Source organism: Alteromonas sp. NFXS44, from assembly GCF_040148705.1.
Lineage (GTDB): Bacteria > Pseudomonadota > Gammaproteobacteria > Enterobacterales > Alteromonadaceae > Alteromonas.
In genome coordinates this window covers 292,235-316,155 of the sequence record NZ_JAGDEA010000008.1, presented here as the reverse complement: position 1 = coordinate 316,155, position 23,921 = coordinate 292,235, and the positions used below count along the sequence as shown (strand labels likewise).

The following is a 23,921-nucleotide window of genomic DNA, read 5'->3' as shown; positions in this document are numbered from 1 at the left end:
AGCGCCGTGTTTAGTAACATGATTGATAATGTGGTGCGTCTGCGCACACTGTTTTTACTTGCGCTCATTGCACTGTGCGGATTTGCCGCCACCATGGTTCCGCAATTAAACCTTGATGCGTTTCCGGACGTCACCAATGTTCAGGTGGCAATTAATACTGAAGCGCCCGGCCTCGCTGCGGAAGAGGTTGAGCAACTCATTACGTATCCGGTTGAGGCCGTGATGTATGCGTTGCCCGATGTGGAAGAGGTACGGTCCATTTCTAAAACCGGTTTGTCCGGTATTACGGTGGTATTTAAAGAAGGCACCGATATTTATTTTGCCAGACAACTGGTGTTTGAACGCCTGCAACTGGCGGCACAAATGATTCCGGAAGGTGTGGGGGAACCGGTTATCGGTCCGAATACGTCCGGGTTAGGACAGGTCTATCAGTATTTGCTGGTTGCAGAGCCGGGCTCCGGTTATGACAGTAAAGCACTGCGCAGTTTGAACGACTACTTGCTGAAACTGTTGCTGATGCCGGTTGACGGGATCACTGATGTGTTGTCTTTCGGCGGTGAAGTGAGGCAATACCAGGTAAACGTGTATCCAAACCGGCTGCTGTCTTACAACCTTACTCAACAGGACGTGATTAACGCACTGGAGAAAAATAACAATAACGCCGGCGGCTGGTATCTGGACAGGGGCCCGGAACAGCTTGTTATCAGAGGGACCGGCTGGCTGGGCAGTGGCGAAGACGCACTGGCCGCCATGCGCCAGATCCCGCTGAAAAACGAGGGGCAGGCGCTGGTCACCGTTGGTGATGTGGCAAGTGTCGAAATGGGCGCCGAGATCCGTCAGGGTGCGGTAACCATGTCAGTCAAAGAGGGCAACGGCCGGATAATCAATCGCGGTGAAGTGGTTTCAGGCGTTGTGCTGAAAAGGATGGGAGCCAACACCAACGCGACAATCAATGCAATTAATGCGCGGTTGCCCGTCATCGAAAAGGCCTTGCCGGAAGGGGTCACCTTTGAGCCTTATTACGATCAGGCTGATCTTATCCATCAGGCGGTCAGCACGGTGGTTCAGGCATTAATTCTGGCATTCTGCTTCATTGTTGTCGTGCTGGCGTTATTCTTGCTCAGCGCCCGCGCTACTTTCCTGGTGTTGCTGTCGATTCCGGTTTCCATTGCTTTCGCACTCAGTGTACTGAGTTTGCTGGGCATTTCAGCAAACTTAATGTCGCTGGGCGGTATTGCCGTGGCCATCGGTATGCTGGTAGACGGTTCGGTGGTGGTAGTTGAAAACCTTTATCAACGGCTGCGTGAACAGCCCGGAAAATCCATGGCGGATTCAGTGGTTATGGCCACCAAGGAAGTCGCCCGGCCTGTATTCTTCGCGACCTTGATCATTCTGGTGGTGTTTACCCCATTATTCAGCTTTGAAGGGGTGGAAGCCAAGCTGTTCCAGCCCATGGCCGTAGCCATTATGCTGGCACTGATTTGCGCGGTCATTGTGGCATTGATCTTTGTACCCGTTCTGGCGACTTACGTGTTGTCGTTCAGACCCGTACGTGTGCGGGAAAACCGGGTTCTGAACAGTCTGGAATTACGCTACAAAGCATTGCTTGAAAAAGCCATGCATCGACGGAAACTACTCGTTGCCGGTATGGCGGGCTTGCTGGTGATCACTGCGTTCATTATTCCACGCCTGGGCACCGAATTCGCACCGGAGCTGGAAGAGGGGACAATTAATCTGCGGGTGACGCTGGCGCCGTCTGCCAGTTTGCAAACCGCACTGGACGTTGCCCCGAAACTGGAAGCCTTATTGCTGGAATTTCCGGAAGTCACTTATGCGGTGAGTAAAATAGGCAGGGCTGAAATTGGTGGTGACCCGGAGCCGGTAAACAATATTGAAATCTATATCGGCTTGACGCCGCAATCGACCTGGACAACAGCGGACACCCGTACCGGTTTACAAAAACACATGGAAGAAAAGCTGGAAATTCATCCGGGCTTACTCTTTAACTTCTCTCAACCCATTGCTACCCGTGTGGACGAACTGTTATCCGGCGTAAAAGCGCAGCTTGCTATTAAGTTGTTCGGGCCGGATCTCGCTGAACTGGCCAGGTACGGGCAACAAATCAATGATGTGGTTGCGCAGGTTGCCGGAACACGGGATGTAGCATTAGAGCAAATATCCGGCGAAGCCCAGCTGGTTATCCGTCCCGACAGGCGGGCGCTCAGTCAGTATGGTCTTAACGTGGCTGATGTGATGGGGCTTGTACAGCAGGGACTAGGCGGTCAGGAAGCAGGGCAGATCATTAACGGTAACGAGCGCTACGATATTATGGTGCGGTTTGCCGGCCCCTATCGTGACAACATTCCCGCTCTGGAGGAATTACGCCTGTTATCCGCTCAGGGGGCGAGGGTACGCCTGAAAGATGTGGCAAGTATCGAAATTGAATCAGGCCCGCCTCAAATCCGCCGGGATGATGTTCAGCGGCGGGTGGTTATTCAGGCCAACGTAGAGGGCCGTGACATGGGCAGCGTGGTTGCTGATATGAGCCAGCAGATCGACAGCAAAGTGATGTTACCCGCCGGATACACAGTGCAGATTGGTGGTCAGTTTGAAAACCAGCAACGGGCCATGCAGCGTTTGTCGGTGGTGGTGCCGTTGTCACTGGTACTCATTGCGCTGCTACTGTTCTTTGCGTTTAAGCGTGTGGATCAGGTGCTGCTTATTATGCTGAACGTGCCGCTGGCGGCTGTGGGGGGCGTGCTTTCATTGTTTATCAGCGGACATTATTTGTCTGTGCCGAGTTCAGTTGGCTTTATCACATTGTTCGGGGTTGCAGTGCTTAATGGTGTGGTCATGGTGGAGAGTATCAATCAGCGCAGGCAGAGCGGTACAGATCTCAACCAAAGTGTACTGGCCGGTGCAGCTTCCAGATTGCGACCGGTTCTTATGACGGCAGCAACATCGGCGCTGGGTCTGGTGCCCATGCTGCTGTCAAACGGTATTGGCGCTGAAATTCAGAAACCGCTGGCTTCAGTGATTGTTGGTGGTCTTATCACCAGCACATTGTTAACGCTGGTGGTTCTGCCTGTTTTCTATCCCTGGTTTATCCGTGAAAATAAAGCTGAATCCTGACGCTGACAGGTAAATAAAAACACCGGTGTGCAAAGCGCAGACCGGTGTTTTTCAAAGCAGCAGGTTCTCGTCCTTTTTACTGCTCAGGCTTTTTCAACATATCGTCATGATCTTCCATGTTCCAGGGCAATTCACCCGGGCTGTTGTCCAGAAAGTGTAGATAGTTTTCAAACTGGTCGAGGATATCTTTAACGATGTTGTCTTTTGCGTACCCGTAAATATCGTAAGACAAGCCACCACGGCGCAAAAATACCTCCGCACGGTAATATTTCTCCGACTCATCTTCTTCAGGTTTGAGTTCAGCGTAACTGAAGCCCGGTACAAGATGTTCCGTCATACGGATATCGTACACAAAATCCATGTGGTCGTGACGTTCAACGGTCAACCATGCACGGCTTAATTCCTCATCAAAGGTTACACCGGCATGCCATTCCTTCGATTTAAGCTCATCACGGACATCATTCATGGCAAGTACGACGGTATCCTTAATAAAATTATGCACGGTTTGTTTATCAGGATAATCCACCATAGACGCCAGGCGGCGTTGCCACTGGGAACCGCTACGGTTATTTTTGTTCAATGTGTGCGCTTGCAGACTGTTATTTCTGTAGCCCTCGATAACCAGTGCCCGCCACAGGCCGGTTGCTGCCAGCAGCATAATTACAGCAAAAGGCAGGGCACTGGCAATGGTCATGGTTTGCAGAGCACTCAGACCGCCGGCTAACAACAACACTGCTGCTACAGTTCCTTCCAGGAAGGCCCAGAATACACGTTGCCACACCGGGCTGTGAGGGTTGCCGCCGGAGGCCAGCGAATCAATAACCAGCGAACCTGAATCTGATGAGGTGACAAAAAAGGTAATAATAAGCACCACAGTGAGCGCCGATAGTAATGACGATAAAGGTAACTGATCATACAGCTTGAACAATGCGATGGCGTGGTTAGCCTGCACTTCGGAAATAAGGCTGGTGACACCCTCGTTCATAATGGCATTGAGTGCTGTATCTCCGAATACCGAAAACCACAAAAAGGTAAACAGGGTAGGTACAAGCATTACACCGACAACAAACTGACGGATAGTACGGCCACGGCTAATTTTGGCGATAAACATGCCCACAAAAGGCGCCCAGGCAATCGTCCAGCCGAAAATAAACAAGGTCCAGTTGCCAATCCAGTCACTGCGGCTGTACGCCTGAATATTAAATGTCCGGGCCACAATGCCGTTCAGGTAACTGCCGGTATTTTGTAAATAAGACTCGAGGATATGAACCGTCTCGCCGAGCACAAAAACAAAACTCATGAGAGAGACCGCCAGCACCATGTTCAGTATTGATAAGCGCTTCACACCTTTGTCCATTCCGGCAACAACCGATACTGTTGCTGCCAGTGTAATTACTGCAATGGTAATGACCTGTACTGTGGCATTGATGGGAATGTCGGATGACAGATAGTTCAGCCCGGCATTAATTTGCGTTACTGAAAGGCCAAGGGTGGTGGCAATGCCGAATAGCGTACCCAGAATCGCGAAAATGTCCACGGCATGTCCCAGGGGACCATAAATCTTATCCCCGATTAGCGGGTACAGGGCAGAGCGGATAGACAGGGGCAGCCCGTGGCGAAATGCGAAATAAGCCAGCACCAGGCCTACAAGGCCGTAAATGGCCCAGATATGAAATCCCCAGTGAAAGAAAGCAATTTGCATCGCCTGTTTAGCGGCATCAATGGTTTCCGGTGCACCGGCCGGTGGCGAGGCATAATGCAACACCGGCTCAGCAACGCCGAAGTAGAGAAGGGCAACGCCATAACCGGCTGAAAACAGCATGGCAAACCATTCAGGAAAACTGTATTGCGGTTCGGCATGATCCGGCCCGAGTTTAATGTTTCCCCAACCCGAGGCAGCCACCGCCACAATGAACATGAGAAACAGGGCGACAGAGAGCATGTAAAACCAACCAAAGGTTTTGGTGATCCACGCTAACGTGCTGTCAAAGGCTTCTCCGGCTAATTCCGGATTACTGATGGTGCCGGCGACCAGCAACAAGATAATAGTAACAGCCGGCAAGAATACCGGAATGAGTATGGTGGAGCGGGTCGCCTTTTCTTTCATATCTTATCCTTAGCAATGACAGTGCATCTTCGTGCCTTTAAAGACAGCCTTCAGATGATGGGTACAGTGCCGGGTAAGGATTAGTTCACCTCCAGATAACATTGCCGGTTTCACCTGTTGCGTCAAGGCGTGTGAATCCCTTCATGGTTTTCAGCGAAATAAGCAGATTTGACTACGGATTTAACTATTTTATGCCTTCACACCGGAAGTGAAGAGCCTAATCTGCGGGAAGAACCGGGATAGAATTTCTGCCAACAATTTATATGGAATCATTATGACTTTACTGAATACCGTTGAGCAGTCCCCTGCAGAGAGTCCTGAAGAGCGTTTTGTGAATCCTGACATCCTTTTGGAAGGTAATCCGCTTTTACAATTGTGGGCGCCTTACTTGTCAGCTTCTAGAAAAGTGAAGATTGGTGTGATGTCCGGCGAACCCGGAGTTAACCGTTCGGCAAAAAATGGCATGCTTGAGTTTTGCTACATGATTGAAGGTGAAATCGAACTCACTGAAGACGGTTGTGAACCGAAGCGATACATTGCCGGCGATACATTCTTCATGGAAGACGGTTACCGTGGTTCGTGGCGGACGATAGAAACTTATAAAAAAGTGTATGTGTGTGTTTACAACGACGAGCAGAGTTAACATTTTTTGACGCACGTGTTTCACGTTCTAAAGATTGTTGGTGTTGTACCGGCGGGTATGACTGCGCGTCAGTTCGCTTGATTAATCATGCGCACTCTTTTTGATGGGTCCCCGCTAAGGAATCTGCGATAGACTTTGCTATGTTTGCCGTTACTGACATTCCCGGCAATGTATTTGATGTTGCACGAAGTAGTGGAGCAGAGCTTACAAATATAGTGGCCTGAGTCCCTGACGATATGTAGGCGCGATATTCATTATCTGTTTCTATCCGTTTTATACTTCGGAAGCTTGTTTGTCCGGATAACCTGACGAGGCCATTACCAGCAAGGTTTTGTATCAAAGGATCCCTTAGTGTTTTGCCTGCAGCCCTGCAATCGATGGTCACTGTGTTGCCATCAACTCCCGGTAGCTCCGGCTCAGACGACGTTTTTTGAACCCGTTCAATAGAGAGAGTGCCGGATTCCATCAGCGCCAGAATTTTATTTGCTGAAATGGAAGGTAAAGCGCCATTATTTTTTGCCAGAAACGGAATACAAACGCTTGAAATAAACGCCTGGTCTTCCGGAGTGAAAGTGATTTTCAAGTCACATAAACTGTCAAAAAATACTTCGAATATCGCCAGCACTACAGAGAATTCCTCACATCTGCTGTTCATGAACATTCCAAGTTTTAAAGAAGTATCAGCACGCTGATGAAATACAGAACTTTGCCATTTTTGTATAAACTCCCGGAAATTTCTTGTATTGCTTTGGTGATAAATGCGGGGAGCATATTTTCTCAGCAACCGCATCAGAACAGTCCGGTATAACCGGTCCAGTGAACGTCCGGAAGTTCCTCTCAAGTCACTGGCTTCGATCAGTTTTTTTATTTCTGGCTGGAGATTCCGGCTACGGAAAAAAGGTAAGGGAAATAGTCCTGACGTAGAATGCATTGTTATTTCGACTGGCTTCGAAGGTATATAAACCCACTTATCAGATTCACACTGAAAAGAGCCATACTTTTGAGCAAGAAATAATGCGCAATCAATGGCCGTCATAGAACTACCAATTAAGTTTACGTGTTTGACACCTTCTTTTATTTTCAATTCATTGAGAGGGTAAGCAAACTGCACGTCAGCTCCCGTGGGTGTAATTCCATGACCAGTATTGAGAACTAAATCATCAAACTCAAATTGCTCAAAAGTATCTGTGAAAACCGTGAAGGTACTGCAATTATTGAGATTCACTGATTTGACACGGCATGAACTGATAAGCGTAACACCGGGTCTTTGGTTTATCAGACGGGTAAGACTCCAATGCAGGAATTGTCCGATAAGATAGCGGGGAACCGGCTCATCTTTTAAAACGATGCTATTACCCGAACACCATTCCCGGAAGCTTTTAACAGTAGGAGGAATTTCATCCGGCAACAAATTTGAAAGTAGCGAGTAGGGTGAGTTTGCCTGACAATAGGGCAGGCCGCGCCCTGCATCAGGCTGGTGCTCCAGTATGGTAATAGAATACTGTTCATTCAGGGAGCTCAAATAGTGCAATAAATATACTGTTGCAGGTCCTGCTCCGACAATACCTAATTTTTTAGTGTGGCTACTCATCCCGGCATCACCTGTGTTCCATCTATCGGTTAAGTCTACGCAACCTTTAATGACTGAGCTTCTGACATCTGGCTGGCATCCGCTACGGGCTCATTTTCAATAATGGTGCTGAGCCATTTTTCAAGTCCTTCCGGAGTTGCCTGTCGAATAGGATAACTGGCCAGCAATGCAGAACTGAATGCCAGAGGACCAGAAAGAAACTCCCGGGTGCTGAGTTTATGATTTGACTGTCCGCTTGTGGTCAGAGTGATGACAGGTGAATGGCCAGATGCATCAGCGATTTTGTGTACTGAATAAGTAAAGTCAGAAGCAGAAAGTTGGGGGATGGTGAAATAGCCTTCAGAAAAATAAGCAAGGCCATGACAGAATGCCAGGGCCGGGCATTTACCCGCATAAGGCACAATAAAACATCTGTCTTTACACCAATGTTGATTTGCCAGTTTGTCCTGCATTTTGCCCGATTCAGCATTTTTCACTATAACAGCAGTCCCTCCGGGAAATGCGTTCAAGAATGCTCGCAAAGAGTCGTACAGACCGGATTGATCAACTTCTCCCTGCAATGCTTGTTCTGTATATATCGCTGTAATTTTTAACATGGGTGTAGTCCTGTCTATGAATTGCTTGTGTGAGCAATTAGCAATATGTGTACCACTAGAAAAGCTCTTGAATTATCGGTTTTTTTTCAATTAACGGTACTGACCATAAAATGTGAAATGGAAAGTTTGCGATAAGAAATGTAATCATTGCAGGGAAACGCGGGACCACTGAGGGTTCCGCATCTCAGGTTTAATCGTCCTGTTCAGATAAAACAGGGCGGGGAAAGGGAAAAGCTGAATCGAGGAGGATCTGACTACCGTCATGAAACCGGTATAATGTCAGTGTTTCTCCTACACTATTACATGCAGAACAAGTGCGAAAACTCTCAATCCAGATCCTCTCCTGCTTTATTTGTAAAATTTGCTCTGCGGCAGAGCCCGGAAAAGCATAAGTCGCAGGAATAACATCCGCATTTTTCATGTAAATATCCTTCTTTCTCTTTAAGCCAACCTGTCCTCTACGTTCATATATGTTTAAAAGTTTATTATTCAGTTGTAATAAAATTGGGTTGTATTGATAACCGCAATAAACTGAAAAAAATTCATGTTCCGCGAAAAAATTTTCTACAACTTCATTTTGTATTATTTTAAATTAATTTTTTAAGTGGTTGATTCTAAATTATAATTTTTAATTTTCTCTCAGCGGCTAAATATTTGCAGGGCCCTTCGCAACTATCTGGGACAGGGGTTAACAATGGAACTTGAGACATGTTTTTTACTTTTTTGTAATTTCTACCGTTGCAGCCTGGCTGATATATCTCAAACTCAGCCGGCTGATAAGAGTTGCAGGAGAAGACAGCAATGTTGATTGATAGTGTTGATGCCCGCCACTCAGTAAAAGATTTCATCTTACAACAGGGTTTTCCTTGTGCCGGAGCCAGAACAGCTCTTAACAAAAAGCAAATTACCGTCCGGTTATTTTCGTCTCTCACCGATGAACGGGAAAACCCCGACATACTTGATCAAATCTACCGGTTCATCGAGCAGTTTGATATACGGCAACATATGTTTTCATCCCTCGTGCTCGCCTTCGACACACCCGACGACTGCAGTGAGAGAGAGTACGAGAAAATGTTGTGGAATAAATTACAGCAACTGCATGATATCGATATCGCGTTGCACAGTTGGGATGACTCCGTGAGCTATAACCCGGAAAAACCAGATTTTGGTTACAGCCTGGGAGGGAAAGCGTTTTTTGTCATTTGTTTAAATCCGGCAAGTAAGCGAAAAAGTCGCCGGTTTCATTCGCCGGCGATTGTTCTCAACCTGCACCAGCAATTTGAACGGCTTCGGGATGAAGGAAAGTTCAAAGCTTTCAGGGATCACATCCGGAAAAAAGATGCAGAGTTTAATGGCAAACCTAATCCAATGCTCAGTAATCATGGTACAGATTCAGAAGCCCGGCAATACAGCGGAAGACTTTTAGAGGGCAACTGGCAATGCCCGTTTCATTTCAGGAAGGACAAACTATGATTAACACGATTCCACCGCGAAGTGGTGTAGCGTTTGAGCTTAAGAAAGGACAGAAATTGAAGGTGATTGATCCCGAAGGTGAGCAGGTTGCAGACTTGTACGCTTTTAACAGCGACAATCATAATGAGTACTTATCTTCAGGGCGTTCCCTCGACTATAATGAAAGCGTCAATTTCGGGAAGTCATCGCTTTTATATTCAAATGAAAGTCATGTGATGTTTGAAATTTGTGAGGACACTGTTGAAGATCACGATTTTTTGCTTACTCCATGCAGCGTGGATACTTTTAAACACTTTTACCCCGATGAAGAGCCGGTACCCGGCTGTCACGGTAACCTCGTAAACGCATTCAGGGAATACGGTATTCCTGCTCATCTTATCGGAACGACTTTTAACACATTTATGAATGTTGAAATTGCTAAAAACGGAAAATTAAGTGTGTTGCCACCAAAATCCGGGATGGGCGATTACACAGTTTTCGAAGCTAAAATGGATATGATAGTAGGGCTGACAGCCTGTTCTGCCGGCGAGTCGAACAATTTCAAATATAAACCCATCCAATACGAAGTTATCTGATTGTACAGATAAAAGGCTGCATGTGATTTATGCAGCCTCTTCAGACTCTATTACCCACTTGTTCTCATCAAACTTGAGTAAAAATCGCTGACTGACAAAATTAGATATCATCGATACAGCCAGTATATTATGGCCTGCAGATACAAAACGGACACGGCCGGAATCAGTCAATGTGGCTTCGAGATTATTGCCAATCACATCTCCGGTAAACTCTTTAATGTGAACAAGTTTACTTTTACAAAAAAATGAGACGCCATCTAATACTGACATTTTTTCCTTACTTGCGGGACTTTCAATCTTGCTGCTCATAAAGATACCTGAACTATGGCCCATATTGAATCTAGCAGTAGCTATTTAAATCAGCCATTAGACTTTTGACTAAAAATTTGCAGTCGCCATCCTTCATATATTGCCGATAAACGCATAACAAACGTGGTGCTGAAAGCCATTCCTACACAAATATAAGTGTTCCAACCTAAATTCGTTGTAACGACATAAGTCAGCCCGCCGGCTATGCAGGTTGTGGCATACAGCTGGTTCTTCAGCGTAACCGGCAATTCTCTGCAAATTACGTCCCGCAAAATCCCCCCGAACACCGAGGTGATAACACCCATTGTCAATGCCACCACTAAATCTGCACCAGCCTGAGTGGCCTTAAAAATACCGATAATATTGAACAGAGCGAGGCCTGCTGCATCGACAATAAGAAAATACCGGTTATCCGGTGAAGGAAAGCGGCGGATAAACAGAATACTCACCATTATTGCTACAAAATTGGCAAGCAGATGGATGGAATCCTCTACCCAGAACACAGGTTTGTTGAGTAACAGGTCGCGGATTGTTCCGCCACCTGTTGCCGTCAACGTGGCAAGAACAGTAATACCAAAACCGTTTACATTTTTTCTTTCGCCCAGAAGCGTTCCTGAGATGGCAAAAAATCCGATCCCTGCCAGATTAAGGAATAAAAGTAACGTATCACTCATCATTATGGTAAATGTTGTCCACCGGTTACGCCCATTATTTCTGCTGTGACGTAGCTGGATTCACCGGAGGCAAGATAAACATAGATGGAAGCGAGTTCTGAGGATTGCTCTGTATTTCCCCTGGTATTTCCTGAGTCAATCTTATGGTGCGGATCCTGTAGCCCGGGATAACTATTTTCTGACATTTTGCATTTCCTTTATTAATTTACGGGACTTTAAAATCATCTCTCAAAAGCATCTTTTGTTCCTTCTTGTAAAAATGACCAGACCATGAAGAGAAAATACATACAAAGACCATACAGCATGCGGACAGCGCGGTGGGGGAGTATTTAAACGTGGCCCGGTATTAGATGTTTTATAGACTGAATAGCAAAATGGTTATCCCTTTCAGGGTAGCAATTTCATACCCCCTGAAACATCTACATGAGCATTCCTTTTGTTTGAAACCGGAAGTCATCGTATATACATGTTGCCTGGCTATAAAGCAGGCTTTCATTTCCCTTTTTCTTATCTATTTGTGTGTCGGTGTGTTAGCGTGACTCCCCATATTAGACTTTTGTCTAATAAAATCTCTTTGCAGAGGGGTATCGATGCAAACACAAAATTCGTCATTTTCATTTCAACGTTGTGAAGATGAACCCATTCATATCCCTGAAACTATTCAGAGTTACGGCTTTCTCATCGCGTTCGGAAAAAAGACGTTAGATGTATCGATAGTCAGTGAGAATATAAATAACCTGTTCATTGACTCCATTACCGGTAAAGCCTTTCTGGCTTTGCTCTCGCCTGAAACTGACAGTAAATCATTCCTGACGGATACATTTGAGCGTGTCTCAAAAAGCAACATCAGGCTGCCCATTAAGATACGGTTAAAAGAAAAGTTGCTGTGTGAAGGGGCGGAAGCTGAATATCTTGCGGTAGTTTATAACAGTGGCGATCACTATGTGGTTGAACTGGAACCGGCTACCGAATTCCGTGATACGTACAGTGCTGAGCAGTTTATAAAACTGTATTCCATGTCTGTGGCTCCCCGTTTTAAAGAAATGTCCACACTGAACGAAATGGCGGCGGAAATGGTATCAACTATCCGCTACCTCACGAATATGGACCGGGTGGTGCTGTACAAGTTCAATGACGATTTTTCCGGTAAGGTTATCGCAGAAGCAAAAGCGGACGATATGTCTTCCTATCAGGACCTCTATTTTCCGGCTACTGATATCCCTAAACAGGCGAGGGAGCTGTATAAAACTAATTGGGTTCGTCTGACACCGGATACAGAATTACCCGCCTCTGAACTCATCCCGTCGCGTGAAGAAACCGGCCGTGAACCACTGGATTTAACCCGTTCTCTGCTGCGCCGCTTTTCCCCCGTTCATTTGCAGTACATCCGTAATCAGGGGCTGCGGGCATCTTTTTCCGTCTCTCTGGTAACCGAAGGCGAGCTGTACGGACTGATATCCTGCCATCACCGTGAACCCTGCTATATTCCTCAGGATGTGCGCTTGCAATGTGAAAACTTAAGTCAGTTGTTCAGCTGGCATTTGCGGGCGAAAGAAGAAGAGATTGCCCGGTTTAAAAAAGAAGAAACGGATAAAGCCGTTGATTTAATGCTGGACAAAATCGGCCCGTCAAATCCTATTGGCAGGGTAGTGAAAAGCGGTGAGAAAGCGTTTCTCGATGCGTTAAATTCAGATGGTTTTTTGTATTTCTCTCAGTACGAAACCATCTCTTTAGGTAACGTTCTGCCTATTGAACTGGTAAAATCTATTTTTACTAAGGTGAGTCACAGCTGCGGCTTTCCCTATACCAATGACCATCTCTATGAAGAGTGGCCGGAAGCCCGTGAGCATGGCATCGCGGGGATCATGATCATTCCATTATTCGAAAAGAAACGCTACTTTACGGCATGGTTCCGGAAAGAAACGCCGCGTATTCAGCGTTGGGTTGGCGTTGAAAATGAAAAAGACGAAGATGCACCTAAAGAGGAGCGGTTAAAACCCAGAACGTCTTTTGCGGTGAATGAACGTCGTATTACCGGGTATTCTCATGCTTTTGACAAAGCCGATATTGAAACAGCCAACCGGCTGAACCGCATGTTCCTGGTGTATGCACTGGATGTGCAGGAAAAAATGCATATCAGTATCCAGGAGCTTGAAAGGCAGGACCGCTACCGGAACGAATTCCTTGCCACGCTGGCCCATGAATTGCGCAACCCGTTAGGGCCGATAACGTCCGGTGCCAGTATTCTGGAATCTGTGGATGATGAAGCGACCAGAAAGCGTGTGACGGCCATTATCAGCCGGCAGGCTGCCTATATGTCCAAGTTGGTGAACGACCTCATGGATGTGTCGCGGATCACCCAGGGTAAAGTAAAGTTAGAGTTCGAAAAACTGCTTATTCATGAAGTGATTTCCCAGTCACTGGAAATGGTCGACGAACACCTTACTGCGAAAAATCATCACATTGATGTGGAATACCCGAAAGAGCATGTCACTGTTTACGGCGATAAAGCAAGGCTCAGTCAGATATTCTCTAATATCATCCATAATGCTGCTAAATATACAGAAGACGGCGGACATATTCGTATTCTGGTGCGTGGCGAAGGTTCACTGGTTGTGGTGGAAATTGCCGATAATGGCATGGGGATCCCACAAGAACGGCTGGGAGATGTGTTTAATATGTTCACGCAAATTGAAGCCCATTCTACCCATACTAAAGGCGGGCTGGGGATCGGCCTGACTCTGGTGAGCAAGCTTGTGGCTCTGCACCATGGTGATATCCGCGTGGAGAGTGAAGGCACGGGTAAGGGGAGTACTTTCTTTATCCGTCTTCCAATTTCGCGTATTGCCTATGATGAAACCACCGTGGGTTCTGACGAAGATGAGGTCACATTAGAAACCAGGGTAATGTTTGTCGACGACAATGCAGACCTTGTTGATACCTATTGCATGCTGGCCGAGTCCATGGGCTACAAAACCAAAGGCGTGTCAGACCCGACTAAAGCGCTGGAAACATTCAGGGCTTTCAGGCCCAACTGTGTGTTTTTAGATATCGGCATGCCCGGCATTGACGGCTATGAATTATGTAAGGTGCTGAAGATTCAGCCGGAGGCGTATCAGGTTAAGTTTTATTCGCAAAGTGGCTGGGGATCAGACCGCTATCTGGAAGACTCCAAAAACGCCGGTTTTGAAAAACACCTGGTTAAGCCCCTTACCAAAGATGTGATTAAATCTGCCGTGGAATCCTGAAAATTCCGCTTAGTTTGAAGAGGGGGCTCTGCTCCTTTCAAATTGTCACATGCAGGCAGGGCTAATAGCCCTGTCTGCAATCCACTTCCCCTTCCATAGCTTCATCATTGAGCCAGCGTTTTATGTTAGCAACAAGCTGCAAAGCTGCGGTTTCATTGCGTGTCGATGAAGCGATATGCGGCGTAATATGAATTTTCGGATGCGCCCAGAACGGGTGTGATTCCGGTAGCGGCTCTTTTTCAAAGACATCCAGCACGGCGTAACTCAAATGCCCGTTGTCCAGAAAGGTCAGCAAATCCTTTTCAACCAGATGGCCACCCCGTCCGGTGTTGATCAATGACGCTCCGGCCGGTAGTGCCGACAACGTGTCTTGATTCAGAATGCCCCGTGTCTGCTCTGTGAGTGGCAGTAAGCAAACCAGCACATGACAGCCGGAAAGAAATGCCGGAAGACTTTCTTCACCGTGAAATGTCGTAATCCCGGGTAAGTTTTTAGCGCTTCTGCTCCAGCCTCTTACCGTAAAGCCCAGCCCGGAAAGCATGGCGGCGACTTGATTGCCCAGATTCCCCATGCCCAGAATACCCACTGTACATTCATGAGGCAGGGCCACAGGCAGGGGAGACCAGGTTTTACGTTGTTGCGCCTGTGCATAGTCCATATGTTGCCTGTGCAGCATTAATACGGCAGAGGCAACATAGGTTTTCATTTGCTGAGCGATGGCCGGGTCGACCATTCTTACCAACTTTATATCAGAAGAAAGTGATGCCGGAGAGAACTGATCTACCCCGGCACCAACGGAGAAAATCGCTTTCAAATTTGTAAACCGCGATAACGCATTTTCCGGCAGCGTCCAGGTGACAATACCGTCCACGGCACTATCATCGGGCACATCCGGCCAGGTCAGCCAGTTTACTTCCGGTAACGCCTCAGCCATTGCTGCTTGCCAGCATTCTCCGCGGGCGGCGGGTCCTTTATAGAGTAGCGTCAGCGGCACGTTATTTTTCCGGTTTGAATAAAGTAGACAGAGGATAATGCAATTTTTCGATGGGGGATTTCAGCACGATGTAACTAAAATATTTGGATATTCCGAAGTCGGCTTCCAGTATTTCTTCCATCAGTGACTGGTAATGAGAAATACCCCGGGTCACAAACTTAAGTAAATAATCGTAGCCACCACTGATCAGATGGCATTCAATCACCTCGTCAATAGTACGGATATTCCGTTCGAACTTGGCAAAATCTTCCATGTGGTGATCTGCCAGTGTTACTTCGGTAAATACCGTCGCCGTTTCGCCTAACTTGTGCAGGGCGATTTTTGCATTGTAACTGGTGATGTAACCGGCTTTCTCAAGCCGCTTGACCCTCGCCAGACAGGGACTCGGAGACAATGCCACAGCATCAGCCAGGTCTGTGTTGGTGATACGGCCGTTCTTCTGCAATTCGGCCAGAATGTTGATGTCGATACGATCCAGCTTTGTACCCGCCATAAAATACTCCGTTTACTACTTAACTGGCTTTACGTTACCTGTATTAAGTAACGTAAAGCAACGCTTACCAGCAGATTCTGCTACTTAAAACGCGTATTTCACACTGATCCTTGCCGTACGGGGAGGTCCCGGCTGGGTCCACAGTGCGGAATAGGAACTGGCGTAGTATTCCTTATCGAACAGGTTATCAATATCGGCGTTAACCGACAGCTGCTCGGAGAAGTTTATGCTGCCGAACAGCTTCACCGTGGTATAGGCGGGCAGCACATAATCCGGATCGATAGTCTCACCTAATCTGTCACTGACATAGGTTACACTGGCGCCGATTTTAGCGTCGTGTCCGGCCAGATTTAAAAAGTGCATGGCAGTGAGGTTAGCTTTATTTTTGGGGATATTAATTAACTGACTGCCTGCGGGAATTTCAACACCCCAGTCAAAGTTGATAATATCATTCGACGTTTCTGCGTCCACGTATGCGTAAGCAAGCGTCAGTGTAGTATCAGCGCCTATAAAAGCATTAATGTCGATTTCAACACCCTGACTTTCCGCTGCACCAAGTGCGGCTGAATAGCCTGAGTTCACAGGGTCCGCTGTGAGTACATTGGTTTTTTCTGCACGGAAGATGGCAACTGTACCACTGATACTTTCATCAGCGTTGTTGAACTTCATGCCCGTTTCATAAGATTTACTTTCTTCCGGCTCGAAAGCCATACCGTTAATGTCTGCACCTGAGTTTGGTCTGAACCCTTCAGAGTAACTGGCATAAAAAGTATAAAGAGGTGACATTTCATACACCAGACCTACACGTGGGCTGAGGGCCGTTTGCGATTGCTCTGCAACTGTGTCAGTCAGGTATGTGTAAAAGGCTTGCTCGAAATCGTCAAAACGTATGCCGCCCAACAGCTTCCAGCTTTCTGTTAAGTCAATCTGATCCTGAAAGTAAACCCCGTACGCGCTCTGTTCTTCGCGGTTGTCCCACATGGGAGATGTTTCCGGCAATTCCTGTCCATAAACAGGATTTTGTAAATCCACAGAGTAGGTAGTGTCGCCTGCGCCCCAGGCCGTTCTCCAGCGCTGCTGGATTTGATCTAACTGGTAGTCGTAGGCATCAGCACCAAAGAGAATGTGGTGGGTCAGGCCTGCGGCTTCTACTGTGCCGCTGAACTCAAAACGACCGGAGAGATCGTCCGCTTCATAATTACGGTATCGTCGCTGACGGGAAACCGTTTCACCGTCTGTGTACAACAATTGACGACCGGCAGAAAGCTCGATATCTGTGGAATAGCCTTCGAAGGTAGACTCACGGTAATTCAGACCAACCAGTAAATTCCAGTCGCTGTTAATGCGGTTCTGAATGGTTAACTGATGGCCCAGTGCCTCAATTTGCATGGGACCGTCGTTTGGTTCACCATAAAAGTTTTCTATGGGTACAGCACCAAACTCGTAGTTGAGAACCGGAATTCCGCGGTCAAACGGCGCTTCCTGATCCAACAGTTCCAGTTCGTAGGTAACACTGGTATCGCTGTCAAAATTATAGGTTACAGAAGGAGTCAGGGCGAGTTTCTTGCTTTCCACGGTATCACGGAAGCTGCCGGCATCTTCATAGGAGCCGTTTACGCGGAAAGCGGCGTCTTTGTTGATGGCATTCGTATAATCACCTTCAATCCGGTATAGGTCGTAAGAACCCACCGTCGCCTGAACATACCCTTCTTCATCGAACTGAGGTTTTTTGGTAATGATATTAATCGTACCGCCGGGCTCACTGCGGCCATAGAGGGCTGAACCCGGGCCTTTCAGTATCTCAATTGACTGAATATTAGAGGTGTCGCGGCGACCGCTGTAACCACGACCTGCACTGAAACCATTGACGATATAGCCTGAAGGTAAGTTTTCATCGCCGGCAAATCCGCGAATGGCAAAACTGTCCCACAAACCACCAAAACTGTTCTGGCGGGCGATACCACTGGTAAAGTCCAGTGCATTTTGCAGATCATTAATTCCGGTATCTTCTAACAGCTCGCCGGATACGATATCCACATTTTGGGGTAGCGATTTCAACGGGACGTCGCCACGATAAGGCTGACGCTGGGTGACAACTTCAATTTTTTCTACATCATCTGCTGACGCATTTTTTTCCTGGGCATTAACACTTGCCGTCAGTGCCATGCTGACAGAGGCTGTCAGCACAGACACCATAAAAATTCCGGGTTTCTTCATCACGCGTTGTTCTCCATGTATTTATATTCAACGGCAAAAGGATTCCGGTGTTATGTTTTTACGCTGCTTATGCAGTCTGGTTGTCACCCGGATTAACCTTCCACAATCAGTATACGGGAAGGTAGTCGCTGGAAATGCGTCGAAAAAAGCGTCTGAAACAGCTAAAAATATCAACACTAAACAGGTTGCGGCATTTTATGCTTTTGCATGAATAAATCAGTTTTGCGGAACCTGGTGTCGATGAATTGTCTGATTACGGCGATTAGTTACGGTTTATGACATCCGGACGTCATAATTCTCCCGGGATGTAATGAAAATTGCTGTCAGGCGGGACTGGCGGAAGAGGTCAGGATAGCGGTTGAGATAAAAATACTGATTGCCACAACAATTTCTGCTGTCAGCGATGTTTTAAATGACTGGATGTGTTGACTGCCCGATAGTGCGGGCACACTGATATATTTGTGTCGCAGCGCTATCAGTAAAATAACCGCCACAATCCCCACTTTGAGTAGAAATAGCTGTCCGTAGGCTGTGGTATACAGCGTTGCCGGGTCGGGGAAACGGGTTATTGCCATTGTTATTCCCGCGAACAGTAACACAGGGAGCAAATATCCTGCCTGACAGCCGAAGTTTTCCAGTCCCTCCCGCAATGAAGAGGGCCGCTGTTGTTTGCACAATGACAGCATGGGGCAAAGTGCACCAAACCACCACCAGGCAATACTGATATGAAAAACTAACGCCAGCTTTTCCCACACCGGTGCACCGGCTATATGACCGGTTGCAATGAAAGAAAGCGATAAACATCCGGTACTGAGCCAAAATAAAAGCCGGTTCAGCGCGGGGGCTGAAAATAGGGGGAGTAACGTTAAGAGGGCCAGCAGAAATCCGCTAAGTCTGAACAGGAGGGCGTCGCCGGGGGCTGCTGACCATATGATGTTCAGTATCGTGCCATCGAACATGCCTGCAACACCGTTGTCTGCCATCTCTCCGGTGGTAAACAGGAATAACAACACACTGCTGAGAAGACCTGTACCAATGGCCGTAAATAACCGCCCGGAGGCGGCCGGTTGTCACGGAAGAAAACTGTCTGACAGAGTATGTAGCTGGTGAAAGCGTTCACCGGCAACCAGTGTGGTGCTGATATACTGCAGACTTTTTGCCAGTACAATGGCGATAAACCAGTTATCCGTCATCAGTTAGTCCGGATTCAGTGAACCATGAAACCAAAATCACCCTGAATTTTGTGGGCGTCTTTTCCCATCGCAACCCAGGATACAGTGTATTCGCCGGGCTTTAAGGACGGCAATGACCAGCTGAACGATTCACTGGCTTCTGATGACGGAGAAAAAGAAAAATCCACAGGCTGACCGCTGGCATCTTTCACTTTGACGCTTATCGGGTTAACTGCTGATCCCCAGTTGAGAGTAAGTGTTTCCGGCGATGACATCAGCATTGCTCCGGCTTCAGGTTCCGATGTTTTCAGCGAAGTATGTGCCAGCGCACTGGTGGCGAAAAATAAAGAGAGGACGGTAAGTAGTGCTGCGCGTTTCAACATGAGTTTTCCTTTTTATGTTCTGATTGTGACAGTCTTAGTGTAGCGCCGTGTGATAAGCAAAAGGTGCCGGAATTATTGCAATATCATGGTTACGGCATGCAATTCCGGGATGTTTGCAGTGTAAACTGCTCTTTATTTTGCTTCACACTCTGTAATCAATACAGATGTCGCTAACATGGGAGAAGATGCAAAAATGCTCGCGGGAAAATTAGTCATTAAACAAATAAACGCTGAAGATTGTTTGCCCGTCCGGCAACAGGTGTTATGGCCGGATAAGCCTCTTTCTGCTCTTATTTTGCCAGACGATGAAAGCGGGCTGCATCTGGGCTGTCTGGACAATGGCCTTGTGGTAAGTGCCGGCAGCTTGTTCATTGACGGCGCTTCAGCCAGATTAAGAAAATTTGCGACCTTGCCGGAATATCAGGGCAGAGGAATTGGCACTGCCATGCTTAAAAAAATGACACAACTGCTTAAGCAAAAAGAAGTGACCGAGTTCTGGTTTGATGCGAGGGAAACTGCACGCTATTTTTATGAAAAGTCGGGATTCGCGGTAAGCGGGGATGTGTTTTATAAATCCGGGATCCGCTATCTGAAAATGGCAAAACAACTTGAAAGTATCTGAAAACGAAAAGCGACTGAAGGCTCAGTCGCTTGATATTGATTGCTGAAGGTCATTTCATCAGAAATAGGTCAGCCAGGGTTTGTTACGCTTTTCTCTGTGTTTGTAACCGGCAAACCATTTCACCGGCTTGTACAGTACCACGGGTAATAACGCGGTGACTGCCCAGACCATCACAATGGAATCAAAACCAAAACGGCTTCCCTGATTGTCTCCGTAGAAAACATACAGCACGCCATACAGTGCAAGCAGAGCATACAGATGCAGTAAATATACAAACATGGGGACTGAACCAAAGACATTCAGGGCTTTAGTCAGCGGATTATCTACCGTTTCAAACAGGCAAAGCAGTAGCAATCCAGTACCAATAGTCATCAGCAGAAAGTTCAGCGATGGCGGGTATTTAGTAAAGTTAAAAAAGTCCATGATGGTCAACAGTGCAGACGTTTGTGTATGCCAGTCTGCGGCTTCACCATAGAGATTGAAGCCGCGCAGCACCAGCAGGGTTGCGTAGCAGGTCAGTCCTGCCGTAAGTAGCCATTTTTTTCGCTCGGCCAGTGAACGGGAGTGCTGATAAATTGGTCCTGCAAAGTAACCCACCAGAATGACACCGATCCAGGGAAGGACGGGGTAAGACACTTTTACCGGCACAGGACCGTCAGCAATTAAGTAACCCCTGTCATGGAGTAATGTCCAGATGCTGTAACCCCACTCATCGGGGGTAAACGAGACCGGTGAAAGCAGGTTATGCCCGATGACAATAGTGAAACCCAACACACCAATCAGCCAGTAATTCATTCTGCTGAGTACTGATAATGCAAGCATACATAACCCGATGGCCCAGATGACCTGCAGAAATATGGTGGTAAAGGAACTGGCCCACACGAGATACACAACGGTCAGCTCAAGAAAAATCAGAAATAGCCCCCTTGTTACCAAAAATTTTGACGGTGAGCGGTAAGGTTTGTTCGCAGGATGGGCATAAAGCCATGCAGACAAACCGGTAAGGAAAACAAACACCGGCGCACAAAGGTGGGCCAGATATCTGGAAAAATACAACTCAGGTGGCGTGGTGTGAATATCCATAGGATCGGATACCGGCACGTGAAGGAAAAAGCGTTCCCGTACATGATCCAGCATCATGAAAATAATGATGAGCCCGCGCATCACATCAATAGACATGATCCGGTTAGATGGCGCCAAAGCCGGGCCTTGTGTCATTGTGGTCATATTACTGCTCCTTATTACCAGCCATAAAAACGTTGCCACTGATGAATTACCGCTAAATTTTCACCTTCTGTGACTTCATAGTGAGGGTGTTGCGCTGCTGTGGCGCAGGCGTGATTGGGTAAGATTCTCAGTCTGGTGCCTACCGGTAAATCCGGCAGGGTGCCTTTGCTGCTGCGAAGGGACAGTATACCGTGTTCCTGGTTGGCATCGACCATCAGTAAGTCTTCATAAATATGGCCGTGGATATCGCATACTACGCCGTATCCCTGATCCATTTTTTGTTTTGATGTGCCTTTATCCCGTGACATTGCCATCCAGCCAGCGTCTACCAGAATCCAATTCTTTTCTTTCTGGTGGCCTATAACTGTTGTCAGCACAGACAGAGCAATATCTTCAGGCTGGCATACGCCGATCCCCGCCATGACCAGATCAAAAAACGCAAATACGCCGGCGCGGATTTCTGTGACACCGCTCAGATCACGGGCAAAATGGGCGGTCGGTGTGGAGCCGGCACTGACGATTTCGCAGGGATAACCGGCCTCATTGAGGATATCAGCAGCCCCGGCTACCGCTATTCTTTCCTGTTCAGCACATTCAATCAGCGCCTGTGATGTTGACTCACTGTAACTGGCACCGGCATGTGTCATCACCCCTTTAAGCTTTGCCGGCGTTCCTGCCAGTTCCCGGGCGATAGCGGTTAACGTGGCTGAATCAAGAGGTTTTACGCCTGAACGGTGACCGTCGCAGTCTATTTCAATCAGTACACCAAACTCACACTCACTGGCGGTACAATACGCTGCAAGATCTCTTGCCTGTTCAACTGAATCCAGTACCACTGTTATTCCCGTGCCATTTTTTACAAGGGTAGCCAGACGCTGATATTTACCCGGCGCAATACCCACTGCGTACAAAATATCAGTCACACCACCGGCAGAAAATTGCTCCGCTTCTTTCAATGTGGAGACGGTTGCCGGCCCTGAAGGCGTTGACATCATCATCCGCGCGACTTCGATGCACTTGGATGTCTTCAGGTGTGGCCGGAACGAAACATTGAAAGGGGACAGGTGGTCTTTCAGCCTTTTAATGTTGGCGTTAACTTTTTTGATATCGAGGATCAGAGACGGCGTGTCTATGGTGTTGAGTGTTCGCTTATCTGTCATTGCGCAGCCTCCGCTGTTGCATTTTCATAACTCGCCACCGCTTCTATTTCCAGCTGGCAGCCATAATGCAGTTCCGGCACAGGCACAACAGCACGGGCACACTTATGCGCTCCCAGCACGGCTTCACAGACTTCGTCGAATACAGGCCAGTTTTCCACGCCTGTTATGTATGCTCTCAGTTGAACCAGTGAGGAGAGAGGTAATGCAGCTTCTTTTAAAATGGCTTCAACATTCCAAAAAGCCTGAATGGCCTGACTTTTAAAATCCTGTGCGATGGCCGCAGGACCTGCCGGGGGAAAGGAGAGCTGTCCGGAAATAAACAGCATATTGCCGGACCTGAAAGCCTGTACATAATGCCCGCCGGGAGATGGTGCGTTTTCAGTTACGATATTCATTCACTTTAACCTCTGTCTTTTTTTTCTATCATAAGCACAAATTAAAAGTGATTCGAGCTATTTATCTTTGCGTGAAGATAAAAGTGCGCAATTTGTATCAGCGATTCAGCACAGTGTGCTGCGGGAAGACCTTAACCGGAACTGAGGGATATTTTTCTGAGCAGGGTAATTAACGTGGATAGTTCTGATTCATCCAGCGCACAGACCGATTTATCTGCCAGCGCAAACCGGCCGGTAATAGACTCTTCAATCAGTGTATTACCTTTTGTTGTTAGCGTGACTTTTACGCCTCTGCGATCGCCGTCTGACACCGTGCGTTTCACCAGCCCTTTATTTTCCAGCCGCTTCAGACAGGCTGTCATTGCGCCTGAGGTTAAAATAACGGATTTTTGCAGTTCTCCGGGTGATAACTGAAAAGGGCTGCCTTTGCGTCGTAATGTGGCGAGAATGTCGAAGTCGGTATAATTGATGCCATGTGTTTTCAGAAACTGGTTTACGTTCTGTTCAAAACGGTTGCCAAGGTGAATGATGCGCGCACTGGCTGCCATTCCCGTTCCCGCCATATCCGGCTTTTGTTTCGCCCAGTCCGCAAGCAGGCTGTCAATAATATCTGAATTCATAGGTGTGTAACGTTGCTGAAAAATGAAAAGAATCAAAGGGAAACACTAGCACAAGATTGCAGGGCAGAGTAGAAGTGCGTAGAGATTGAACAACAACCGCTCATAATACCGGCGACCGCGCTTTTCTTTAAAAAACTACTTGCGCCAGCCAGACTGCATCGCTATTATACGCGCCGTTCCAAGCAATCGCGGAACGTCCTCAAATGCGTCTATAGCTCAGTTGGTTAGAGCGCTACCTTGACATGGTAGAGGTCCCCTGTTCGAATCAGGGTAGACGCACCAAATATCCA

Annotated in this window: 22 protein-coding genes, 1 tRNA gene and 1 pseudogene; 7 read left to right on the top strand and 17 right to left on the bottom strand. The window is 47.4% G+C overall.

Going from position 1 to position 23,921, the window contains the following annotated elements; all coding sequences use genetic code 11:
- Positions 1-6 precede the first annotated feature (6 nt).
- Complete coding sequence (locus tag J3369_RS12440) at positions 7-3,132, top strand: efflux RND transporter permease subunit (protein ID WP_349587281.1); 3,126 nt, start codon at positions 7-9, stop codon at positions 3,130-3,132.
- Positions 3,133-3,208: 76 nt separating this feature from the next.
- Here J3369_RS12440 and J3369_RS12435 read toward each other — a convergent pair whose 3' ends face one another.
- Positions 3,209-5,239, bottom strand: a complete 2,031-nt coding sequence (locus J3369_RS12435) for a BCCT family transporter (RefSeq protein ID WP_349587279.1) — start codon at positions 5,237-5,239, stop codon at positions 3,209-3,211.
- Positions 5,240-5,513: 274 nt separating this feature from the next.
- Between J3369_RS12435 and J3369_RS12430 the strand changes: the two genes are divergently transcribed.
- The gene (locus tag J3369_RS12430; RefSeq protein WP_349587276.1) at positions 5,514-5,882 is read left to right on the top strand and encodes a cupin domain-containing protein; all 369 of its coding nucleotides are present in this window, start codon (positions 5,514-5,516) and stop codon (positions 5,880-5,882) included.
- An 85-nt stretch (positions 5,883-5,967) separates the two neighbouring features.
- On the opposite strand, the gene J3369_RS12425 is transcribed toward J3369_RS12430, so the two are convergent.
- The 3 genes from J3369_RS12425 to J3369_RS12415 all read right to left on the bottom strand — a co-directional run bounded on the left by J3369_RS12425 (position 5,968) and on the right by J3369_RS12415 (position 8,490).
- The gene (locus J3369_RS12425; protein WP_349587274.1) at positions 5,968-7,473 is read right to left on the bottom strand and encodes an FAD/NAD(P)-binding protein; all 1,506 of its coding nucleotides are present in this window, start codon (positions 7,471-7,473) and stop codon (positions 5,968-5,970) included.
- 35 nt (positions 7,474-7,508) lie between these two features.
- Positions 7,509-8,069 carry a hypothetical protein gene (locus tag J3369_RS12420; protein WP_349587272.1) on the bottom strand — a complete coding sequence of 187 codons (561 nt, stop codon included), beginning with the start codon at positions 8,067-8,069 and terminating at the stop codon, positions 7,509-7,511.
- A gap of 190 nt (positions 8,070-8,259) precedes the next feature.
- Complete coding sequence (locus J3369_RS12415) at positions 8,260-8,490, bottom strand: hypothetical protein (protein WP_349587270.1); 231 nt, start codon at positions 8,488-8,490, stop codon at positions 8,260-8,262.
- 380 nt (positions 8,491-8,870) lie between these two features.
- On the opposite strand from J3369_RS12415, the gene gntA reads away from it, so the two are divergent.
- Together gntA and J3369_RS12405 are read left to right on the top strand one after the other, a co-directional pair.
- Positions 8,871-9,542: a guanitoxin biosynthesis heme-dependent pre-guanitoxin N-hydroxylase GntA gene (gene gntA / locus J3369_RS12410; protein ID WP_349587268.1), complete on the top strand. Its 672-nt coding sequence runs from the start codon at positions 8,871-8,873 to the stop codon at positions 9,540-9,542.
- Positions 9,539-10,117: a DUF1989 domain-containing protein gene (locus tag J3369_RS12405; RefSeq protein ID WP_349587266.1), complete on the top strand. Its 579-nt coding sequence runs from the start codon at positions 9,539-9,541 to the stop codon at positions 10,115-10,117. Before gntA ends, J3369_RS12405 begins: the two co-directional genes overlap by 4 nt.
- Before the next feature lie 27 nt (positions 10,118-10,144).
- On the opposite strand, the gene J3369_RS12400 is transcribed toward J3369_RS12405, so the two are convergent.
- The 3 genes and pseudogenes from J3369_RS12400 to J3369_RS12390 all read right to left on the bottom strand — a co-directional run.
- Positions 10,145-10,426: a hypothetical protein gene (locus J3369_RS12400; RefSeq protein WP_349587263.1), complete on the bottom strand. Its 282-nt coding sequence runs from the start codon at positions 10,424-10,426 to the stop codon at positions 10,145-10,147.
- A 50-nt stretch (positions 10,427-10,476) separates the two neighbouring features.
- Entirely contained in the window at positions 10,477-11,103 is a 627-nt protein-coding gene (locus J3369_RS12395) for a trimeric intracellular cation channel family protein (RefSeq protein ID WP_349587260.1), read from the bottom strand.
- A pseudogene (locus tag J3369_RS12390) lies at positions 11,103-11,207 on the bottom strand (NAD(P)-dependent dehydrogenase); the annotation flags it as partial. The pseudogene J3369_RS12390 and the gene J3369_RS12395, both read right to left, overlap by 1 nt.
- Positions 11,208-11,690: 483 nt before the next feature.
- On the opposite strand from J3369_RS12390, the gene J3369_RS12385 reads away from it, so the two are divergent.
- Complete coding sequence (locus J3369_RS12385) at positions 11,691-14,348, top strand: ATP-binding protein (RefSeq protein ID WP_349587259.1); 2,658 nt, start codon at positions 11,691-11,693, stop codon at positions 14,346-14,348.
- A gap of 61 nt (positions 14,349-14,409) precedes the next feature.
- On the opposite strand, the gene J3369_RS12380 is transcribed toward J3369_RS12385, so the two are convergent.
- From J3369_RS12380 to J3369_RS12355, 6 genes are all read right to left on the bottom strand, one after another.
- Positions 14,410-15,342, bottom strand: coding sequence for a 2-hydroxyacid dehydrogenase (locus J3369_RS12380; RefSeq protein WP_349587256.1), 933 nt, complete (start codon positions 15,340-15,342; stop codon positions 14,410-14,412).
- 1 nt (position 15,343) lies between these two features.
- The gene (locus J3369_RS12375; RefSeq protein WP_119501657.1) at positions 15,344-15,835 is read right to left on the bottom strand and encodes an Lrp/AsnC family transcriptional regulator; all 492 of its coding nucleotides are present in this window, start codon (positions 15,833-15,835) and stop codon (positions 15,344-15,346) included.
- An 84-nt stretch (positions 15,836-15,919) separates the two neighbouring features.
- Positions 15,920-18,052, bottom strand: coding sequence for a TonB-dependent siderophore receptor (locus J3369_RS12370; protein WP_303574155.1), 2,133 nt, complete (start codon positions 18,050-18,052; stop codon positions 15,920-15,922).
- A 323-nt stretch (positions 18,053-18,375) separates the two neighbouring features.
- Entirely contained in the window at positions 18,376-19,065 is a 690-nt protein-coding gene (locus J3369_RS12365; protein WP_349587255.1) for a CopD family protein, read from the bottom strand.
- A 57-nt stretch (positions 19,066-19,122) separates the two neighbouring features.
- Positions 19,123-19,245: a hypothetical protein gene (locus J3369_RS12360; protein ID WP_349587252.1), complete on the bottom strand. Its 123-nt coding sequence runs from the start codon at positions 19,243-19,245 to the stop codon at positions 19,123-19,125.
- A 14-nt stretch (positions 19,246-19,259) separates the two neighbouring features.
- A complete protein-coding gene (locus tag J3369_RS12355) occupies positions 19,260-19,607 on the bottom strand; it encodes a copper resistance CopC family protein (protein WP_349587250.1) in 348 nt (115 codons plus the stop codon).
- A gap of 175 nt (positions 19,608-19,782) precedes the next feature.
- Here J3369_RS12355 and J3369_RS12350 point away from each other — a divergent pair, with 175 nt between their 5' ends.
- Positions 19,783-20,229, top strand: coding sequence for a GNAT family N-acetyltransferase (locus J3369_RS12350; protein WP_349587248.1), 447 nt, complete (start codon positions 19,783-19,785; stop codon positions 20,227-20,229).
- A 57-nt stretch (positions 20,230-20,286) separates the two neighbouring features.
- Here the strand turns inward: J3369_RS12350 and J3369_RS12345 are convergent, their stop codons facing one another.
- The 4 genes from J3369_RS12345 to J3369_RS12330 all read right to left on the bottom strand — a co-directional run bounded on the left by J3369_RS12345 (position 20,287) and on the right by J3369_RS12330 (position 23,631).
- Entirely contained in the window at positions 20,287-21,456 is a 1,170-nt protein-coding gene (locus J3369_RS12345) for an acetyltransferase domain-containing protein (protein ID WP_349587245.1), read from the bottom strand.
- 14 nt (positions 21,457-21,470) lie between these two features.
- On the bottom strand, positions 21,471-22,616 hold the full coding sequence (locus tag J3369_RS12340; RefSeq protein ID WP_349587243.1) for a DSD1 family PLP-dependent enzyme: 1,146 nt from the start codon (positions 22,614-22,616) through the stop codon (positions 21,471-21,473).
- Positions 22,613-23,011 carry a RidA family protein gene (locus J3369_RS12335; RefSeq protein ID WP_349587240.1) on the bottom strand — a complete coding sequence of 133 codons (399 nt, stop codon included), beginning with the start codon at positions 23,009-23,011 and terminating at the stop codon, positions 22,613-22,615. The genes J3369_RS12340 and J3369_RS12335 overlap by 4 nt, the downstream gene beginning before the upstream one ends.
- Before the next feature lie 131 nt (positions 23,012-23,142).
- Positions 23,143-23,631 (bottom strand): MarR family winged helix-turn-helix transcriptional regulator, encoded by a 489-nt coding sequence (locus tag J3369_RS12330; protein WP_349587238.1) that lies wholly within the window; start codon positions 23,629-23,631, stop codon positions 23,143-23,145.
- A 205-nt stretch (positions 23,632-23,836) separates the two neighbouring features.
- On the opposite strand from J3369_RS12330, the gene J3369_RS12325 reads away from it, so the two are divergent.
- Positions 23,837-23,913, top strand: a tRNA-Val gene (locus tag J3369_RS12325).
- The last annotated feature ends 8 nt before the right edge of the window (positions 23,914-23,921 follow it).

Bases quoted from the DNA above. Each gene is read 5' to 3' on its own strand.
- J3369_RS12435 (WP_349587279.1), bottom strand. From the start codon at position 5,239: ATGAAAGAAAAGGCGACCCGCTCCACCATACTCATTCCGGTATTCTTG.
- J3369_RS12430 (WP_349587276.1), top strand. From the start codon at position 5,514: ATGACTTTACTGAATACCGTTGAGCAGTCCCCTGCAGAGAGTCCTGAA.
- J3369_RS12425 (WP_349587274.1), bottom strand. From the start codon at position 7,473: ATGAGTAGCCACACTAAAAAATTAGGTATTGTCGGAGCAGGACCTGCA.
- J3369_RS12420 (WP_349587272.1), bottom strand. From the start codon at position 8,069: ATGTTAAAAATTACAGCGATATATACAGAACAAGCATTGCAGGGAGAA.
- J3369_RS12415 (WP_349587270.1), bottom strand. From the start codon at position 8,490: ATGAAAAATGCGGATGTTATTCCTGCGACTTATGCTTTTCCGGGCTCT.
- gntA (WP_349587268.1), top strand. From the start codon at position 8,871: ATGTTGATTGATAGTGTTGATGCCCGCCACTCAGTAAAAGATTTCATC.
- J3369_RS12405 (WP_349587266.1), top strand. From the start codon at position 9,539: ATGATTAACACGATTCCACCGCGAAGTGGTGTAGCGTTTGAGCTTAAG.
- J3369_RS12400 (WP_349587263.1), bottom strand. From the start codon at position 10,426: ATGAGCAGCAAGATTGAAAGTCCCGCAAGTAAGGAAAAAATGTCAGTA.
- J3369_RS12395 (WP_349587260.1), bottom strand. From the start codon at position 11,103: ATGATGAGTGATACGTTACTTTTATTCCTTAATCTGGCAGGGATCGGA.
- J3369_RS12385 (WP_349587259.1), top strand. From the start codon at position 11,691: ATGCAAACACAAAATTCGTCATTTTCATTTCAACGTTGTGAAGATGAA.
- J3369_RS12375 (WP_119501657.1), bottom strand. From the start codon at position 15,835: ATGGCGGGTACAAAGCTGGATCGTATCGACATCAACATTCTGGCCGAA.
- J3369_RS12370 (WP_303574155.1), bottom strand. From the start codon at position 18,052: ATGAAGAAACCCGGAATTTTTATGGTGTCTGTGCTGACAGCCTCTGTC.
- J3369_RS12360 (WP_349587252.1), bottom strand. From the start codon at position 19,245: ATGACGGATAACTGGTTTATCGCCATTGTACTGGCAAAAAGTCTGCAG.
- J3369_RS12355 (WP_349587250.1), bottom strand. From the start codon at position 19,607: ATGTTGAAACGCGCAGCACTACTTACCGTCCTCTCTTTATTTTTCGCC.
- J3369_RS12350 (WP_349587248.1), top strand. From the start codon at position 19,783: ATGGGAGAAGATGCAAAAATGCTCGCGGGAAAATTAGTCATTAAACAA.
- J3369_RS12345 (WP_349587245.1), bottom strand. From the start codon at position 21,456: ATGACCACAATGACACAAGGCCCGGCTTTGGCGCCATCTAACCGGATC.
- J3369_RS12340 (WP_349587243.1), bottom strand. From the start codon at position 22,616: ATGACAGATAAGCGAACACTCAACACCATAGACACGCCGTCTCTGATC.
- J3369_RS12335 (WP_349587240.1), bottom strand. From the start codon at position 23,011: ATGAATATCGTAACTGAAAACGCACCATCTCCCGGCGGGCATTATGTA.
- J3369_RS12330 (WP_349587238.1), bottom strand. From the start codon at position 23,631: ATGAATTCAGATATTATTGACAGCCTGCTTGCGGACTGGGCGAAACAA.